This is a genomic window from Euzebya pacifica (assembly GCF_003344865.1).
Classification (GTDB): domain Bacteria; phylum Actinomycetota; class Nitriliruptoria; order Euzebyales; family Euzebyaceae; genus Euzebya; species Euzebya pacifica.
In genome coordinates this window covers 1,688,490-1,705,111 of sequence record NZ_CP031165.1, presented here as the reverse complement: position 1 = coordinate 1,705,111, position 16,622 = coordinate 1,688,490, and the positions used below count along the sequence as shown (strand labels likewise).

Genomic DNA, 16,622 nt, shown 5'->3' with positions numbered 1-16,622 from the left:
GGCCCGACGTCCACCCCGCAACCCAGGACCAGCAGATGACCACGATCATGATCACCGGCGCGACCGACGGCATCGGCCTTGCCACCGCCCAGGAGCTGGCCGAGCAAGGCCACGACCTGGTGCTGCACGGCCGGAACGCCGAGAAGCTGCAGGCCGCCCGGCAGGCCGTGGAGGGCGCGCGGGCAGGTTCCGTGGTCGGCACCCTCCGAGCCGACCTGGCCGACCTCGCCCAGGTGTCCGCGCTCGCCACGGACGCACAGGGCCTCGGTGTGGAGGTACTCGTCAACAACGCTGGTGTGCTGACCACCGACCGCCCGATCACCGACGACGGGCTCGACGTGCGGTTCGTGGTCAACACCATCGCGCCCTATCTGCTGACCCGACGCCTCCTCCCCTCCCTCCCGCGCCACGGGCGTGTGGTCAACCTCTCCTCCGCCGCGCAGGCACCCGTTGACCTCGAGGCCCTGGGCGGTGGCCGTCGGCTGGACGACCGGGCCGCCTACGCCCAGAGCAAGCTGGCCATCACCATGTGGACGCGCCACCTGGCGCAGGAGCTCGGGCAGGACGGGCCGGTCGTGGTCGCCGTCAACCCCGGGTCGCTCCTCGCGACGAAGATGGTGCAGGACGGATTCGGCATCGAGGGCAACGACGTCGGCATCGGCGTGGGTGTCCTGGTCCGGGCGGCCACCGGCGACGACTTCGCCGACGCCTCCGGCATGTACTACGACAACGACGCGCGCCGGTTCGCCGATCCCCACCCGAGCGGGATGGACGACCAACGCACCACCGCGGTTGTCGCGGCGATCGAGGCCATCATCAGTCGCTGACGGCCGGCTCGTGGCTGCATCCCGGCCACCGTCGGCTCACGCGACGCACGCGGCCGGGTCCCTGACCTGCCGGCCGAGCGGTTCGGATGTTTCCGCGGAAACGTCGGGGACGGCCCCGGACCGGTCGTGGGCGGCTGACGCGAGGACCAGCGCGTCGACGATGGGACCCATTCTGGCCGGGTCGCCCTCCCACGAGCCCAGGCCCCGGCCCGGCTCGAGCGCCCCGTCCGCAGCGCGGAGCCGTGGCGGCTCGATCGGGTGGCCGTCGGCCGTCGTGAAGGCCCACGAGCGGTCAGCCACCGACCGGCCGATCCCGATCCCGAGCTGATGGACGCTGGTGTGGTGGAAGCGACAGAGTCGCACCAGGTTGTCGAGGTCGGTCCTGCCCCCGGCCGCCCAGTGGATGATGTGGTGGGCATCGGTCCAGCGGGTGTTGGGACATCCCGGGAAGCGGCAGCCGGGGTCACGCTGGTGGACCAGCTTGCGGAGCCACCCGGGGATCGTCCGACGACGCCTGCCGATACCGATGGGCTGACCCGTGCCGTCGCCGGAGTCCCGGGCCGTCACCATCCCGACGAGGACGGCGTCGCATGCCAACCGGGACAGCACCGACCGTGCCAGCACCGGTCCGTCCTCGACCTGGCCGAGCCCGTGGTCAGCCACGTGCAAGGCCTCGTCGTCCGTCGTCCGGTCCCCGTCGTCGGACCCATCGACGTCGGTCGGCCCGCCCCCCTCGCACCGTCCGTCCTGCTCGGCGGCCCTTGCGAGCGCGTCGGCGCTGGTGGAGACCACGACCTGCCAGATGTCGGCGGACGACGTCCCCGACGATCCGCCCGCGAGGAACGACTCGCAGATCACCCGCAGCGCCTCGATCCGACGGTCCTCCCCCTCCCCCTCCGGTCCCCTGTCGGCGAACAGCTGCGTCGACGCCTTCGTCAGCGCCTGCGCGACCACGACCCCCACATCGGTCGGCAGTGACGCAGCCACGTCCATCATCCCGTCGTCGGTGAGGACGACGTCGAACCGCTGTGTCGCGCGCTGTCGGAGCTCGGCGTCCGGCTCGCTGGCGGCGCGGACCTGTCGCCAGGTCCGGCAGATCCGCTCGAGCTGCGCCGCGGTGGCGTACAACGCGAACCCGAGCAGCGTCTCCTCGGTCGCCTGCGTCGCCACCCGCGTGACCGCCCGGACCTTGCTGTACGACAGCCGTCCCTCTCCGAACGCGCCGGCCAACCTCGGCAGCTCGCGCAGGGCCCGAGCCACCCGCACCCGCTCGCGGGCCGCCGGCATCGCGATCCCGAGCTTCCAGTTCAGCCAGTGGGCGCACGTCCGCGTCTGCCCGTCGGCCCACCCACCCAGCTCGTCGAACTCGCCTACGAGCGCCACGAAGCGTGCCTCACCGGCCGACAGGGTCGAGAACAGCCCCGTCAGCTCGTCGACGAGCCGCTCGACCCGCGCCTCGTGGGCGGCCACCTCCTCGCTGACCCGCGCGATTCCCTCCCGCGCTGGTTCCGCCACGACCGCTGCCTGCCCCATCACGACCACCCCTTGCCCCTGGTTGGATTGACCTCTAGGACGATTCAACAGGGTGGGTGTGACAGTGGATCCGGCCTCGGTACGTGTCAGGCCGGGTTGGACAGGTCCGAGTTGGTTTCTGGTGTGGGTGGGTCGATCCAGCTGGCTGCTGGGATGACCCGGGGGGGGCTCACATCGAACGGCTGAGCTCCTCGATCTCCGTCGCCGGCACAGGACGGCTGTAGAGGTACCCCTGTGCCCGATCGATGCCGAGCAGCGCGATGTCGTCAGCCTGCTCCTGGGTCTCCACGCCCTCCGCCACGGTGGCGAGACGCAGCCCCCTGGCCAGCTGTGCAACCGCCATGATGATCGCTCGCTTCCCCCGGTCGCCGGTCACCCCGCTCGTGAACGACCGGTCGATCTTGATGTAGTCCACGGGCAGCCGGGTGATATGGGACAACGAGGAGTAGTGCGTGCCGAAGTCATCGATGGCGATGCCGACACCAAGCTCGGCTGCGTCCTCCAGCCGCGCGAGGTGGTCGCCCGACACCGCCGCAGACTCGGTCACCTCCAGCACGATGTCGGCCGGATGAAGCCCATGGGAGTCGATGGTCCGTTGCAGGCGGGTCGCGAACGCCTCGTCGTCGAGCTGCTGGGCGGCGACGTTGATCGACACGGTCAGGTCGTCCAGTCCGGGCTGTTGCCGCCAGCGCGCCAGCTGCCCGCAGGCGGCCTCGTCGATGACCCAGTCGCCGATGTCGGCGATCAACCCGATGTCCTCGGCGACCGGGACGAAATCGTCGGGCCCGATCGGTCCCCGTTCGGGATGGAACCAGCGGAGCAGCGCTTCGACGCTGACCGGCCGGCCGTCCCTGACATCGACGATCGGCTGGTAGTGGAGTGCGAACTCCTGGTTCTCCAGCGCCGTCCTGAGGCCCCGCTCGATCTCGCGTCGCCGTCGTGCTCGTTCCCTGAGCTCGACCCCGAACACGTGGACCGCGTCACCCCCGTTGGCCTTCGCCTCCCGCAGCGCGAGCGCGGACCGCGCCAGGGCGTCGTCGACCGTGTCGCCGGCATCCTCGACCACGGCGACCCCGACGCTGCCGGACAGGACGATCTCGTCCTCACCGACGACGAACGGTCGTGCAAGCGCCAACCGAACGCGTTCTGCCACGTCGAAGACGTGGTCGACGTCGGGCCCCTCGGCACACACGACGAGCTCGTCGGCCGCGAACCTCCCGACCGTCTGGTTCGGTGGGACCAGCGCGGTGAGCCTGGCGCCGGCCTCGATCAGCACGCGGTCTCCCGCCTCGTGGCCGAGGTCCATGTTCACGGTGTGGAAGCGGTCGAGGTTGACCGTCAGGACGCCAACGGTCGTGCCGTTCTGCTCACGGCGCGCGATCGCCCGCGAGATTCGGTCCCGGAGCAGGGTGCGGTTGGGGAGCCGCGTCAGGCCATCGGTGACCGCCTGCCGGGCCAGCGCTGCCTCCGCAGCGGCTTGGTCGGTGATGTCGCGGAGGGTGACCACGATGCCCCGGGCCTCGGCGTCTTCGTCCATCGACGCGGCCTGCGCCTCCATCCATCGCCAGGCTCCCGACCGGTGTCGCATGCGAACCCGTGTGACCTGACCGACCCGGCCGTTGACGAAATGGTCCTTGTTGACGGCGATGTCCTCGTGGTGCATCCCCGCCCACAGGCTGTCGCCGACCGTCTCCTCCGTTGTCCAGCCGAGGACGGTCTCGACGCTGGGCGAGGCCTGCTGGATCACGCCGTGTCCGTCGATCGCCAGGATGACGTGGCTGGAGTTCGCCACCAGTCGTGAGAACCACGCCTTCTGCTGCCGTGCCTGCATCTGTGCAGTCACATCGGTGGCGATCCCGTCCATGGCCACGATTCGTCCGTCGACCACGACGGGGGCGCTCCTGGCCTTGATCCAGATCTGGTGGCCATCGCGATGCCTGAAGCGGTACGTGACGTCCGTCCCTCCCATGCGTTGCTCGGTCATCCGTGCCCGCATCAACGGCAGGTCCTCGGGATGGACGCGCTCGAAGATCAGCATGGGGTTGGCCTCGAGCTCAGCGACCGTGTAACCGCTCACGGCCTCGACGGCCTCGCTCAAGTAGTCGTAGGACAGCTCGGGCTCCAGGCTGACCCGGTAGACGAAGAAGTCCGTGCTGCCGTCCGCCAGCGCACGAAGGCGCAGGTCCTGCTCGCGCAGGGACCGTTCCCACGTCCGCCGCTCGGTCAGGTCTCGGAGCAGGGCGACGATGTGCAACGGAGCGCTGTCGGGACGACGGACGATCATGCCGGTGAGCTCGGCCCACACGATCGACCCGTCGGGACGGACGTAGCGCTTCTCGGCCCGGTGGAACTCCTGCGCCCCCGGCGCGAGCTCGCGATAGATCGGCGGGGCATCGTCGTCGGGGTGGGCGAAGTCCTCGTAGCGCACGGCACGCAGCTCGTCGGGCGTTCGGCCGAGGATCCGCGACAGCTCCCTGTTCACGTCGCGGATCTGGCCATCGAGCTCGATGATCGCCATGCCGATGGGGGCATGCTCCAGGGTGAGCCGAAAGCGTTCCTCCGCCTCCGCCACCATCATGGCCGCGAAGCCGAGCGCATCGTCTGCACGCGCCGCCCCGGCGCGTCCAGCCAACCCAGCCTCCAGCGCCGTACCTGTTCTTGCCATCGCTCGCCTCCCGCCGCCGAGCCGCCCTCCGACCCGTGTCCGACAGGACGCATGGTCCCCTGCCGTACTGAATCACAATCATTTCGGTTCGGGGCCGCTCGCCGGTAGCGGCCCAGCCGACCTACCCGTTGAGGCCGCCGCGAGGGCACGCAGGTCGGCGACGAGCCCGTCCACGCTCACCGGGTCGGGAGCGCCGCCGGCCGGAGGGTTCGGATCAGCCACGCGCCTCGAACCGCCTCGACGTCAGGTACCGCTGTGCGGCGGCTCGCCGCCGGTGAGGCCCAGGCGGATGGTCGCCTCCCGCTCCTTGTCGTCGACCAGCCCCAGCCGTGATGCACGTGCGAGCCACTGGCTTCGAGCCAGGACCTGCATGTCCTCGGTCTCGTCGGTCTCGTCGGTGATCTCCAGGCCCAGGAGCGTCTCGATGATGTCCTCCATGGTGACGACGCCGGCCGTCCCGCCGTACTCGTCGACGACCAGCGCGATGTGTTCGCCGCCCTCCACGAGGTGCTCGAAGACCTCGAGGACCGACTCGTCCTCGGGCACGTGGAGCAGGTCGCGACGCAGGCCCGACAGCGGTGTGTCGTGCGCATCGTCGGCGACCTTGGTCAGCGCGTCGCTGAGCAGGACGTAGCCCGTGATGTCGTCTCGGCTTCCCGAGAAGACCGGGTAGCGGGAGAACGGACGGTTCGCGTCCATCACGTCCTGGGCCGTGCCGTCCTCGGGGAACGCCACCACGACGGTGCGAGGGGTCATGACGTCGGAGGCGGCGAGGCTCTCGAACCGGAGGAGGCTCTTGAACAGCCCGGCCTCCCGCGCGCCGAAGACGCCTTCCTCTGCCCCGATGTCGGCCAGCGCCGCCAGCTCCTCACGGCTGACGTCGCTCTTCTTCTGCCCGCGGGTGAGCAGCTTCGCGAACCACTGCGACATGACCACCAGCGGGTACAGCAGGTAGATCAGCGGCTTCAGCAGCTGGCTCACCAGGGGTGCCAGGCCACGCCAGTACACCGCCCCCACGGTCTTGGGGATGATCTCGCTCAGGACGAGGATAGCCAGCGTCAGGACGGCGGAGAACACGCCGATCGCCCCGTTGCCGAAGTAGGCAGCGGCCTCTGCACCGGCACCGGCTGCACCGATGGTGTGGGCGACGGTGTTGAGCGTCAGGATCGCCGCGAGCGGTCGGTCCACGTCGTCCTTCAGCTCGCGCAACCGCGCCGCAACCGCGGGCTTCGTCGGCTCCAACGCACCGATGTAGGCGGGTGTGACGCTGAGCAGCACCGCCTCCATGATCGAGCAGAGGAACGACACGCCGATCGCCACGGCGACGTAGACGACCAGGAGCGCGAGCGACCCGGAGCCGCCCCCGTCGGCAGACACGGCTGCGGCAGCGAGGGAGATGATCACGGGGCGAGAATACCGACCGCCAGCGACCCTCCGGTCGGTGCGATGCCCGTCGCGCTCACTCCCAGCGGAAGGAGCGCGTTGCGAGTCCCCCAGCCACGACCGCCGAGATGACCAGCACCAGCAGGCTGGTGACCGAGGGTGGGGTACCTGCCCACGCGTCGCCGAGGGCGTCCACGGCCGCCCCTGCCGGCGTCCAGCTGCTGACGGTCCGCAGGCCCTCCGGCATGACCTCCAGCGGCAGGTAGATGCCCGCGAAGAACAGCATCGGGAAGTACACGAGCATCCCGGTCCCAACGCCCGCCTGCGCGGTGGGGACGAGCGCCCCGATCAGGACGCCGACGGCCAGCAGCGCCGCGGTCGACAGGGCGAAGGCCACGACGAACCAGACCGGGTGCTGGGGCAACGGCAGCGCGAAGGCGAGGGCACCGACCAGCACCGCGGCCAGCGTGGCGAGCGTGACGGCGACGGCCTGCACCACGAGGTGTGCGGCGACCAGCAGCCGGGGGTGGGCCGGCCTCGCCGACATCCGGCGGAGGATGCCGCGCTCCCGATCGAGGCCAAGGGCCTGCGGCAGCATCGCGATGCCGAGGGTGAGCAGGGCCATGACGGCGGTCGCGGGGGCGTAGATCTCGACTAGGCTCCGGTTGCCGAGCTGGGCGTTGACCTCGGTGGCGCCGGGGAACACGTTGCCGATGAGCAGCAGCAGGACGGCGGGGAAGACGAGGCCGAAGGCCACCACGACGGGTTCGCGGAGGAAGACCTTGGCCTGGGTGCGGCTGAGTGTCGCGAACGCGTTCATCGGGCTGCCTCCAGGGTGGTGTGGTCGGTGTCGAGCAGGCGGCCGGTGATGGCCACGAAGGCGTCGTCCAGCGTCGGCTGGTCGACCTGCAGGCGATCGGGGACGATGTCGTGCGCCCCGAGCAGCGACACGACCGAGAAGAGCATCCGTTCGTCACCGGTGACGACGAACTCGTGCCGGTCGCGAGCGACTGCGGAGACCTCCGGCAGTCGGAGGATCCAGTCCTCGTCCAGCGCCGCGGCGGTGGTGAACCGCAGCTGCTGCGCCAGGCCGGCGTCGCCGATGAGCCCGGCGGGAGTGTCGCTTGCAACGACGCGGCCACGGTCGATCAGGGCGACGTGATCGGCGAGGCGCTCGGCCTCCTCCATGAAGTGCGTGACCAGCAGCACGGTGACGTCGTCGTCGCGGAGGTCCTCGACGAGGCCCCACGTCTCGCGGCGCGACTGCGGGTCCAGGCCCGTGGTCAGCTCGTCGAGGATGACCACCCGCGGCCGCCCCACCAGGGCGACCGCGATCGACACGCGCTGCTGCTGCCCGCCGGACAGCTTGGCGTAGCGAGTACCGGCGGAGGGGCCGAGGCCCAGACGGTCCAGCAGCTCGCCGCTGTCCAGCGGGTCTTGATACAGCCCCGCGTAGGTGTCGACGATCTCGCGAGCGGTCAGCTTGTCCTGGAAGCTGCTCTCCTGGAGCTGGACGCCGAGCAGCCCGCGAACCGCGGTCCGGTCCCCGATCGGGTCGTGCCCGAAGACGCGAACCGTCCCGGCGTCGGGGGTGCGCAGCCCCGCGATCGTCTCGATCGTCGTGCTCTTGCCGGCGCCGTTGGGGCCCACGATGGCGAAGATCTCGCCCTGCTCGACGGTGAGGGACACCTCGTCGACCACGGCCCGGCTGTCGTAGCGCTTCACGAGGCCGGTGACGGTGATGGCGGGGTCGGCCTTCATCAGGCGGCCACCTTCGTGGTGGTGCGCGGCAGCGCGAGGCCCTTCACCAGCAGCCACAGCAGCAGCGCGATCTCGGCCAGGGCGGGCGGGGTCGTGAACAGCGGGGTCAGCGCGTGGCTGAGGTCCGGCGACAGGAACGTGGCGGCGGAGTTCGCGAGATAGCCGACAGTGCCGATCATCAGCAGGCCGGCGATCGGCCGTGGGACGGCACGGGTTCGCCACAGCATCCAGCCGAGGGGGAACAGCCACAGGCCGAAGAAGACCTCCGCGATCGAGAACCCGATGCCGTGCAGCTCGAGGAACGTCGCGGCGAGCCCGTCTGCGGTTTCGCTGCCCAGCGATGCGGCCAGGTCGGCGTTCGTGGCGAACCACCAGGCGGCGAGGTGGTTGACGGTGTTCAGCGCCATGATCGCCACCGAGACGGCGTTGAAGGCGAGCATGGCCCGAGCAGCGCCGGCGTGGACGCTGCGGAGCAGGCCGTACAGCACCAGCGCGACGCCGAGGAACGCGACGATGTTGACCAGGTCACTCAGCGCGGCGAGCCGGAACAGGTCGGCACCGTCGCGGATGGCCGCAGCGATGGCGCTCGTGCCCTCCTCCGCGGCGATGGGGACGCGGACAAGGAGCTCCGGCGGCGCTCCCGCCACCAGCACGAGCAGGTAGAGGAGCCCCGCGAGGCGGGCAAGCCGTTGGGGTCGATGCGGTGGGGCGGTCGTGCGATCGTCGATGGCTCGGACGTCGAGGGTGGTGGTCATGGCAGCGCTCCTCCTGGTTGTGGGGCGGGGTGGTCCTGCGGTGATGCGAACCGTGCGACGAGGCGGTGCACGAGCGGTGCACGGCCGGTGCACGGCTGGTCGAGGGGCCGGTCCAGATCCGGTCCACGTGGGTGCACGCCCGACGGACATGTCACGCTTGGTGCCATGGATCCGGCGCACGAGACCCCGCGAGGGACACAGGTCCGACTGCTCGGCGGGGTCCGGGCGGTGGATGTCGACGGGACGGCGCTGGACGTCGGGCCGCCCAAGTGCCGGCTGGTCCTCGCGGCGCTGTCGCTCGACCACGGCAACCCGGTCACCGTGTCACGACTGGTCGACCTGGTCTGGGGTGAGGAGCCGCCGGGCACTGCTCCCAAGATCCTCCAGGGATACGTGTCCACGCTGCGCAAGGCCCTCGGCGCCGACGCGATCGCCAGGGTCGGCGCGGCCTACCGGCTCGAGCCCACCGTGGACGTGGACGTCACGCGCTTCATCCAGCTCGCGGCCGATGGCGACGCGGCCGGCGCGCTGGCGTTGTGGGCCGGGCCACCACTCGCAGGGCTGGAGCCCGCCGGGCTGCAGCCCGCCGTCGACGGACTGCAGGAACGGTGGCTCGACGCGACGGAGCAGCAGCTGACCCGTCTCGCAGACGACGATCCCCGGACCGCCGTCGGGACGCTGACCGAGCTCACGGAGATCCATCCGTTCCGCGAGGGCCTGTGGGCGGCGCTGATGCTCGCGCTGGCGCGGAGCGATCGGCAAGCAGATGCGCTGGCAGCCTTCCAACGCGCCCGTGTCCACCTCGTCGACGGCCTCGGGATCGACCCGGGCGAACGACTTCGGCAGCTCGAGGCGCAGATCCTCGCGGGAGAGGTCGCGCCGGCGGTGGCAGCCGTTCGGCGCACCCCGGCGGCAGCGCCGGAGGGCCAGGACCACCTGCCCGCCGTCCCGGATCTCGTCGGCCGCGACACCGACGTCGAAGTGGTGCTCGCGGCGTTGCGCACCGCGACGCTCGTCACCCTGCTGGGGCCGGGCGGGATCGGCAAGACGAGCCTTGCCGTCACCGTCGCCCGTGCGTGGCAGGACGCCCACGGCGGCCGCGTCGCCATGGTCGAGCTCGACCAGGTGTCGAGCCCGGAGGAGGTCGTCGACGCCGTGGCCAAGACCCTGGGGGTGACCGAGCCCGCCGATGGTGACCTGCAGGCCGCGATCGTGTCGGCCGTGGCTGCCCGGCCCACGCTCGTGGTCCTCGACAACTGCGAGCACGTGCTGTCAGGCGCCTCGCCGCTGGTCAACGCGTTCGGCGCGGGCACGTCGACGACCCGCCTGCTCGCGACCTCGCGCGAACGGCTCGGTGCGGTGCGCGAGCACCTGCATCCCGTCGAACCCCTCGACCCGGCCGAGGACGGCGCCGACCTGTTCGTCCAGCGCGCCCGAGCCGTGGCCCCGGACCTCGACCTCGAGGCCGAGCGGGACACCGTCGAGGAGGTGTGCCGACAGCTGGACGGCGTGCCGCTCGCGATCGAGCTCGCGGCGGCGCGCACCCGCAGCCTGACGCCGTCGCAGCTGCTCGACCGGCTCGGCGACCGCCTACGCCTGCTCGCTGACCGGGGCGACCGACCGCAGCGGCAGGCGACGCTGGAGGCCGCCGTGGCCTGGTCCCACGACCTCCTCGAGCCCGACGAGCAGCGACTGTTCGGCCGGCTCTCCGCGTTCATCGGACCCTTCGACCTCGCCGCCGCGGAGGCGGTCGGCACCGGCGACGGCCTCGATGCGATCGATGTCGACCGGCTGCTCGGCGACCTCGTCGAGCGATCGATGGTTGCGCTGGTCCAATCCCCGACGGGACGTCGCTTCCGGCTGCTGGAAACGCTTCGGCAGTTCGCCGCCGCCCGCCTCGCCGAGGTCGGCGAGACGGACGAGGCCGGGGCCCGCCACGCCGAGTGGGTCCGTGGCGAGACGGCGCGCGTGGGGGCCCTGCTCGCCGGCCCGGACGAGGCGGCGGGGGTGCGGCGACTCAACGAGATCTGGCCCAACGTGCGAGCCGCGGTCGACCGGGCGGTGAACGCCGGTGACGCCCGCCTTGCCGGGGACCTCGTGCGCCCCCTCGTCGCGGAGGTCAGCCTGCGCCGCCACGGCGAGATCGGCGCCTGGGCCGAACGGATCCTGGCGGCCGCGCCGACGGACGAGGACGACGTCGTGTTCTGGCTGACGTGGGCGCTGCATCGCCACATGCAGTCGGGCAACCGATCGGCGTTCGACGCCCTGGTCGAGCGGTACGGCCACGAGGGACACCCGTTGGTGCAGGCGTGCCGCTGGTACCTGTACGAGGACGGTGAGGCCCTCCTCCACGCGGGGCCCGGGGCCGTGGCGTGGCTGCAGCAGCGCGGGGACCATCACGCGGCGCACCTGATGGAGATGAACGCGGTCGGTTCGGGCCTGATGACCACGGGTCGGCTCGACGAAGCCGTTGCCCGCTTCCGCACCTGGGTCGAGCGGTACGCGGCCGAGGGACCGCCGACCCTCCACTACTTCAGCCTTGCGTTCCTCGGCTACAGCCAGCAGCTGCGCGGCGACGTCGACGACGCGCGGTCATGGTTCCTCGAGGCAGCTGACATCGAGGTCCCGCCGGGGACCTACGCCGTGTCCCGCCCGGCGGAGGTCGAGGCGTTGTGCTCGCGCGGCGATCACGAACGTGCGCGACGGCTGCTGCTCGAACACGTCGACGACGTGCTGGCGATGGGCACGGTCGATGTCGCCCGGCTCGTCGCCGTGGCGTTCATCAACCTGATGGTGGACGTGGGCCGCATCCAGGAGGCAGCCCCGGCGCTCGCCTATCTCGACACCGTCGGGGAGTTCGGCGAGATGGCACGGGCCGCGCTCATCGGGGACGCGGCCGACCGCATCGGCGACGTCGACCCGCACGACGGCGACGGCACGAGGGCGCTGCAGCAGATGCGCGCGTCCCTCGCCGACGCCGCGGTCGGGACCGTCGGTCGTCAGTCGGTGGGTCGTCAGTCGGTGACGGCGAGGCGGCAGTAGGTCCGCCACTGCTGGGCGAGCTCGAACGTCTCGCCAGCGGCGTTGGCCGTCACGATCCAGCTGTCGGCCAGGTCAGCGGTCGACGGCCGGGCATCGGCGTCGCGGTCGAACACGAGGATGTCGAGGCCACGCACGCCGTCGACGGTGTAGACGACCTCGTCGGTGACCCAGTAGCTGGAGGCGGAGATGCCGTTGACGGACTGGAAGTACCCGACCTCCTCGATGGTGCCGGTCTCGGCGCCGATGTGGAAGAACCGCGTGCCGTGCTCGTACCAAGCCGCCGCGACGTAGAGGTCATCGGTCACGTCGAACCAGTGCGCGGAGCAGCCCGCCCACTGCGCCGCCGGGGCACCGTTGTCGACGTAGGTGCCGTTGAACGGGGCGAAGTACTCCAGCTGCTGGATGTCCCTGCCCTGGTCGAAGTTGGCGATCGACCAGGTGGAGATGCCCCCGTTGGAGCCGCTGCAGCGCGGGTTGATGTTGGACTCCGACGTGCCGATCATCAGCTCGCCGGGACGCAGGACCGGGCGCTCGTCGACCAGGCTGGTGGAACGCTCGTCGATGACGTCGACGGTCTGCGTCACGATCGCGTCGGACGGATCGGCGACGTCACGGGCCGTCCATTCCTCGGCCAGGGTGCGCATGTTGTTGTGGCTGACGTTGCCGGCGTCGACGTCCGCCGCGCCGCCCTGGGCCAGCGGAATGGGGTTGGCCGGGCTGGCCAGCGGGTGCCAGTCCGACGAGACGGCCAGCACCACGCGGGGCTTGGAGTCGGCGATCACGAGGCCGGACGCATCACGGTTGAGGGCGTGACGGCCACCGACCGCCGTGCCGTCGAGGCCGACGTTCCACTTCTTCTCCAGGACGGTGATGACCCCGTTCTCGGCGTCGGTCAGGTCGTAGATGTTGCCGGTGGACGACCCGTAGGCGTACATGCACTCGACGTCCGGGCACATGACCGTGTGCTCGCTGGTGCCGAGTCCGGTGCCGCGACCGGCGACCAAGCTGTTGGTCGTGGCGATGAGGTTCGGGTCGGTCGGGTCGGAGAAGTCGATGACGTGCACGCCGGTGGTGGCGTAGTTGGGCAGGAACGGCAGGAAGCCGTCTGCGGCCAGGACCCCTCGGGTGCCGTCCTCGGAGACGACGAAGTTCTCGCCCTGGGAGGAGGCGAACTCGAGCACGCCGACGGGGATCGGCGTCAGGGGGTCGGCGATGTCGTACACCGTGACCCCGCGGCCACCGTTGAGGTAGAAGTACGTGCCGCCGTTGGCGTGGTCGACAACCCGGCCACCGACACCCGCGTAGTCCACGGGGACGTTGCCGTGCCACGCCACGTTGTCGCTCTTGACAAGCCACGGCACCTCGGTGGGGATCAGCGGCAGCGCGCCGGCCGGCACCGTGGCGGCCAGCAGCCCCACGACGAGGCAGAGGGCCATCAGGAAACGGGTACGGGATTGCAGCATGGTCGGGCTCCGGCTCGGGTGTGCGTCACCCCTGTATTCGACGTCGGCGTCGAAGTTCCTCCCCGACGAACGATGCAGGAGACCGGCACGGCAGCGTCGAAGCCCCGCGACGATGAACCGCACCCTGCTGCTGACGCTCCTCTCCGCCCTGCTCGTCCCCGTCCTTGCGCTCACCGCGCTGGCGGCGACGCCCGACGACGGCCGCAACCCGGCCGAGGCCACACCCGACCGCCAGTCGCGGTGGTTCCACGTCCCCGGCAGCGATGTGATGGACGACCTCAACGAGGCCGGGTTCGACGTCACCCACGACGTCGAACGCGTGCCGGACGGCTTCGAGGTCGAGATCGTCGTCGCCGACACCGACCTGCCGGTGCTCGCCCTTCACGACGTGCACCCGATCGAGGAGCAGGACCGGTTCAGCTGGGAACGCGAGGGGCTCGACGCCCGTGCGGCCGCGGCCGACTTCCCCCGTCGCGAGAGTGTCCTGGGCGGGGCGATGGTCCTCGACGAGGTCACGGTCGGCCGCGTCGACTACTTCACCACCAAGGGCCAGGGCTTCCTGTCGGTGGAGGCCAAGTCGACCCTCGCCGACGCGAGCGCGGCGCTGCTGCTGACCTGGAACGGTGGGGTCCTCCCCGTCGGCGGCGCCCAGGTGATGACGGCCTTCACCGACTCGGGCGAGTACATGTACCACCGCGTCCTCACGACCGTGGAGGTCGAACCGACCGAGGTCACCGTCGTCTCCGCCCTGGGCGGCACCGACACGGCCCCCGTCACCACGTGGCTGGAGGACGAGGTCGACAGCCCGCTGGAGCGCGACGGCTACCAGTCCGGGTTCGTCGACGGCTACCGCAACCCGACCGAGCTGTTCGACCGCATCGAGGCGCTGGCCGCCCAGCACAGCGACATCGCCGAGATCGTGGAGCTGCCCAACCCGACCAACGGCTACCAGCGGCACGCCCAGGCCACGATCGGCACGGGCAGCTCCGCCGTGGTCGTCTCCTCGGTCGCCTGGGGCCACGAGGGCGGCAACGACGTCACCGTGACCATCACCAACGACGGCACCGACCCGGGGACCGCAACGGTGGACGGCACCGACATCACCGTCCATGCCTCTGCTACCACGACCGCTGCCGACGTCATCGAGGCCCTCAACCGCGACGCCGGTGACGTCGTCGCCGCCCACGCCTACCGCACGTCCGGCGACGGCGGCACGGTCACACCCACCGGCCCGGTCACCCTGACCGACAACCTGTCGGCACCCAAGGACATCGAGCGCGGCCCCTTCACCCCCCGGGCCATCCGCATCGGTGCGCACCGCGACGGCTCGAAGCCCGGTGTGCTGATCATCGCTCAGGACCACGCCCGTGAATGGGTGCCGCCGCTGGTCGCGCTGGAGGCCGTCGAGCGGTTGCTCGCCAACCGTGACACCGACCCGACGTCCGCCGACATCATCGAGAACGTCGACATCTGGGTGATCCCGTCCAACAACCCCGATGGGTCGCACTACTCGATGTTCGACTACGACCTGCAGCGCAAGAACCTGACCAACCACTGCCCCGAGGAACGCGCTGACCCCGGCTACCGGGACAGCTGGGGTGTGGACCTCAACCGCGCCTACTCCGTGGCCTCGGTCCACGACGGGTTCGCCGGGGCATCGCTGACCTGCACGTCCTCGACCTTCGCCGGCTACGAGGAGCTCAGCGAACCCGAGGCCCGCAACGTCGTCGACCTCGTCGAGGCCAACGACAACATCCGGTTCTTCATGACCATCCACTCCAACGGCGGGCAGCTGTTCTGGCAGCCCGGTGCCTACATCGCCGACGGCCGCCAGACCCCGACGCGGCCGCCGCTGGGCGACGAGGCCTACTACTGGCAGATGGCCGAGCGGATCCTGTCGCAGGTCAAGGTCTTCCAGGACACCGTCGTGCGGCCTGACAAGGTCGGTGGGTCCTCCGACGTGCTGTACAGCTCGGCCGGCAACGTCCGCGAGGAGCTGTACGTCAACCACGACGTCTACGCCTTCGGCTGGGAGGTCGGCGGTGCCGTGTGGAACACCACGACCCGCACCTGGTCCTCGGGGTCCTTCCAGCCGTCGTGGGCCCAGGCCGAAGCCGAGTACATGGAGTACGCCAGCGGCGTGACGGAGATGTGGGCCATCGCCGCCGACTACGGCCGCGACAACACGCCGCCGACCGCGACCCTCGTCGAGGACGGCGAGGGCTGGACCTTCGCGCTGTCGGAGCCAGCGCACGTCTACTACACGACCGACGGCACGACTCCGACGGAGGACTCGACCCGGTGGATGGCCGCGGGCATCCGCGAGCGTGGCGAGACGCTGGCGTTCCCCGACGGCACGACCGTCCGCTGGCTGGCGGTCGATCCCGCCGGCAACGCCGCCACCACCCAGGAGGCAACGATCGGGTAGGAGCGCGGTGGACCCGTCCCGGTCGTCGTGCCCACGAGTACGGTGAGGGCATGACGCTGCCGGGACTCGACCCGACGCTGGAACGGGTGCTCGACCTGGCCGGCGTGCTCGTCTTCGCGCTGTCGGGCGCGCAGCTGGCGGCGCAGAAGCGCTTCGACATCGTGGGCATCGCCGCCCTCGCCATCGTGACGGCCCTCGGCGGCGGCATCACCCGCGACGTGCTGCTCGGCGACACGCCGCCCGCGGCGTTCCGGGACCAGACCTACCTGATCGTGCCGCTGATCGCGACAGTGCTCGTGCTGGGGGGCCATCGGGCGCTCGAGCGCATCAGCCGGCCCGTGCTGGTGTTCGACGCCCTGGGCCTGGCGCTCTTCTGCGTCGTCGGGACGGCGAAGGCCCTCGACCACGGACTCGGTGCCGTTCCCGCCGCGCTGCTCGGCGTGATCACCGCGGTCGGGGGTGGCGTGATCCGTGACACGCTCGCGCGCGACGTCCCCGCGATCTTCAGGCCCGACAGCACCCTCTACGCGATCCCCGCAGCACTCGGGGCAACCGCCGTGGTGGTGCTCTGGCCGCAGGACGCGCTCGACGCCGTCACGGCGGCGATCGTGGTCGCCGCGGTCTTCGGCATCCGCGTGCTGGCGTTGCGGTTCCGATGGCGTGCACCCACGGCCCGCAGCTGAGCCGCTGTCCCAGCTGCAACAGGGCCCGCAGATCGACTGGGATCTGCGGCCGGTCGCCACCCCGTTGCCGTCGCGACACCGG

Annotated in this window: 11 protein-coding genes; 4 read left to right on the top strand and 7 right to left on the bottom strand. The window is 70.9% G+C overall.

Going from position 1 to position 16,622, the window contains the following annotated elements; translation table 11 throughout:
- The first annotated feature begins 35 nt into the window (after positions 1–35).
- The gene (locus DVS28_RS07050; RefSeq protein ID WP_114590835.1) at positions 36–827 is read left to right on the top strand and encodes an SDR family NAD(P)-dependent oxidoreductase; all 792 of its coding nucleotides are present in this window, start codon (positions 36–38) and stop codon (positions 825–827) included.
- A gap of 36 nt (positions 828–863) precedes the next feature.
- Here DVS28_RS07050 and DVS28_RS07045 read toward each other — a convergent pair whose 3' ends face one another.
- From DVS28_RS07045 to DVS28_RS07020, 6 genes are all read right to left on the bottom strand, one after another.
- A complete protein-coding gene (locus DVS28_RS07045) occupies positions 864–2,342 on the bottom strand; it encodes an HNH endonuclease signature motif containing protein (RefSeq protein WP_216826452.1) in 1,479 nt (492 codons plus the stop codon).
- Between the two features lie 187 nt (positions 2,343–2,529).
- Positions 2,530–5,025, bottom strand: coding sequence for a sensor domain-containing protein (locus tag DVS28_RS07040; protein ID WP_114590833.1), 2,496 nt, complete (start codon positions 5,023–5,025; stop codon positions 2,530–2,532).
- 243 nt (positions 5,026–5,268) lie between these two features.
- Positions 5,269–6,429 carry a CNNM domain-containing protein gene (locus DVS28_RS07035; protein ID WP_216826451.1) on the bottom strand — a complete coding sequence of 387 codons (1,161 nt, stop codon included), beginning with the start codon at positions 6,427–6,429 and terminating at the stop codon, positions 5,269–5,271.
- A 55-nt stretch (positions 6,430–6,484) separates the two neighbouring features.
- Positions 6,485–7,228: an ABC transporter permease gene (locus tag DVS28_RS07030; protein WP_114590832.1), complete on the bottom strand. Its 744-nt coding sequence runs from the start codon at positions 7,226–7,228 to the stop codon at positions 6,485–6,487.
- Entirely contained in the window at positions 7,225–8,169 is a 945-nt protein-coding gene (locus tag DVS28_RS07025; protein WP_114590831.1) for an ABC transporter ATP-binding protein, read from the bottom strand. Before DVS28_RS07025 ends, DVS28_RS07030 begins: the two co-directional genes overlap by 4 nt.
- Positions 8,169–8,924 carry a DUF4386 domain-containing protein gene (locus DVS28_RS07020; protein WP_164710059.1) on the bottom strand — a complete coding sequence of 252 codons (756 nt, stop codon included), beginning with the start codon at positions 8,922–8,924 and terminating at the stop codon, positions 8,169–8,171. Before DVS28_RS07020 ends, DVS28_RS07025 begins: the two co-directional genes overlap by 1 nt.
- Before the next feature lie 165 nt (positions 8,925–9,089).
- Between DVS28_RS07020 and DVS28_RS07015 the strand changes: the two genes are divergently transcribed.
- Entirely contained in the window at positions 9,090–11,966 is a 2,877-nt protein-coding gene (locus DVS28_RS07015; RefSeq protein ID WP_164710057.1) for an AfsR/SARP family transcriptional regulator, read from the top strand.
- Here DVS28_RS07015 and DVS28_RS07010 read toward each other — a convergent pair.
- Positions 11,939–13,429, bottom strand: coding sequence for an LVIVD repeat-containing protein (locus tag DVS28_RS07010; protein ID WP_164710055.1), 1,491 nt, complete (start codon positions 13,427–13,429; stop codon positions 11,939–11,941). The genes DVS28_RS07015 and DVS28_RS07010 overlap by 28 nt on opposite strands.
- A gap of 112 nt (positions 13,430–13,541) precedes the next feature.
- Here DVS28_RS07010 and DVS28_RS07005 point away from each other — a divergent pair, with 112 nt between their 5' ends.
- Both DVS28_RS07005 and DVS28_RS07000 read left to right on the top strand, forming a co-directional pair.
- The gene (locus DVS28_RS07005) at positions 13,542–15,857 is read left to right on the top strand and encodes a M14 family metallopeptidase (RefSeq protein ID WP_164710053.1); all 2,316 of its coding nucleotides are present in this window, start codon (positions 13,542–13,544) and stop codon (positions 15,855–15,857) included.
- A gap of 50 nt (positions 15,858–15,907) precedes the next feature.
- On the top strand, positions 15,908–16,540 hold the full coding sequence (locus tag DVS28_RS07000; protein WP_114590827.1) for a trimeric intracellular cation channel family protein: 633 nt from the start codon (positions 15,908–15,910) through the stop codon (positions 16,538–16,540).
- Positions 16,541–16,622: the final 82 nt, after the last annotated feature.

Bases quoted from the DNA above. Each gene is read 5' to 3' on its own strand.
- DVS28_RS07050 (WP_114590835.1), top strand. From the start codon at position 36: ATGACCACGATCATGATCACCGGCGCGACCGACGGCATCGGCCTTGCC.
- DVS28_RS07040 (WP_114590833.1), bottom strand. From the start codon at position 5,025: ATGGCAAGAACAGGTACGGCGCTGGAGGCTGGGTTGGCTGGACGCGCC.
- DVS28_RS07030 (WP_114590832.1), bottom strand. From the start codon at position 7,228: ATGAACGCGTTCGCGACACTCAGCCGCACCCAGGCCAAGGTCTTCCTC.
- DVS28_RS07025 (WP_114590831.1), bottom strand. From the start codon at position 8,169: ATGAAGGCCGACCCCGCCATCACCGTCACCGGCCTCGTGAAGCGCTAC.
- DVS28_RS07020 (WP_164710059.1), bottom strand. From the start codon at position 8,924: ATGACCACCACCCTCGACGTCCGAGCCATCGACGATCGCACGACCGCC.
- DVS28_RS07015 (WP_164710057.1), top strand. From the start codon at position 9,090: ATGGATCCGGCGCACGAGACCCCGCGAGGGACACAGGTCCGACTGCTC.
- DVS28_RS07010 (WP_164710055.1), bottom strand. From the start codon at position 13,429: ATGCTGCAATCCCGTACCCGTTTCCTGATGGCCCTCTGCCTCGTCGTG.
- DVS28_RS07005 (WP_164710053.1), top strand. From the start codon at position 13,542: ATGAACCGCACCCTGCTGCTGACGCTCCTCTCCGCCCTGCTCGTCCCC.
- DVS28_RS07000 (WP_114590827.1), top strand. From the start codon at position 15,908: ATGACGCTGCCGGGACTCGACCCGACGCTGGAACGGGTGCTCGACCTG.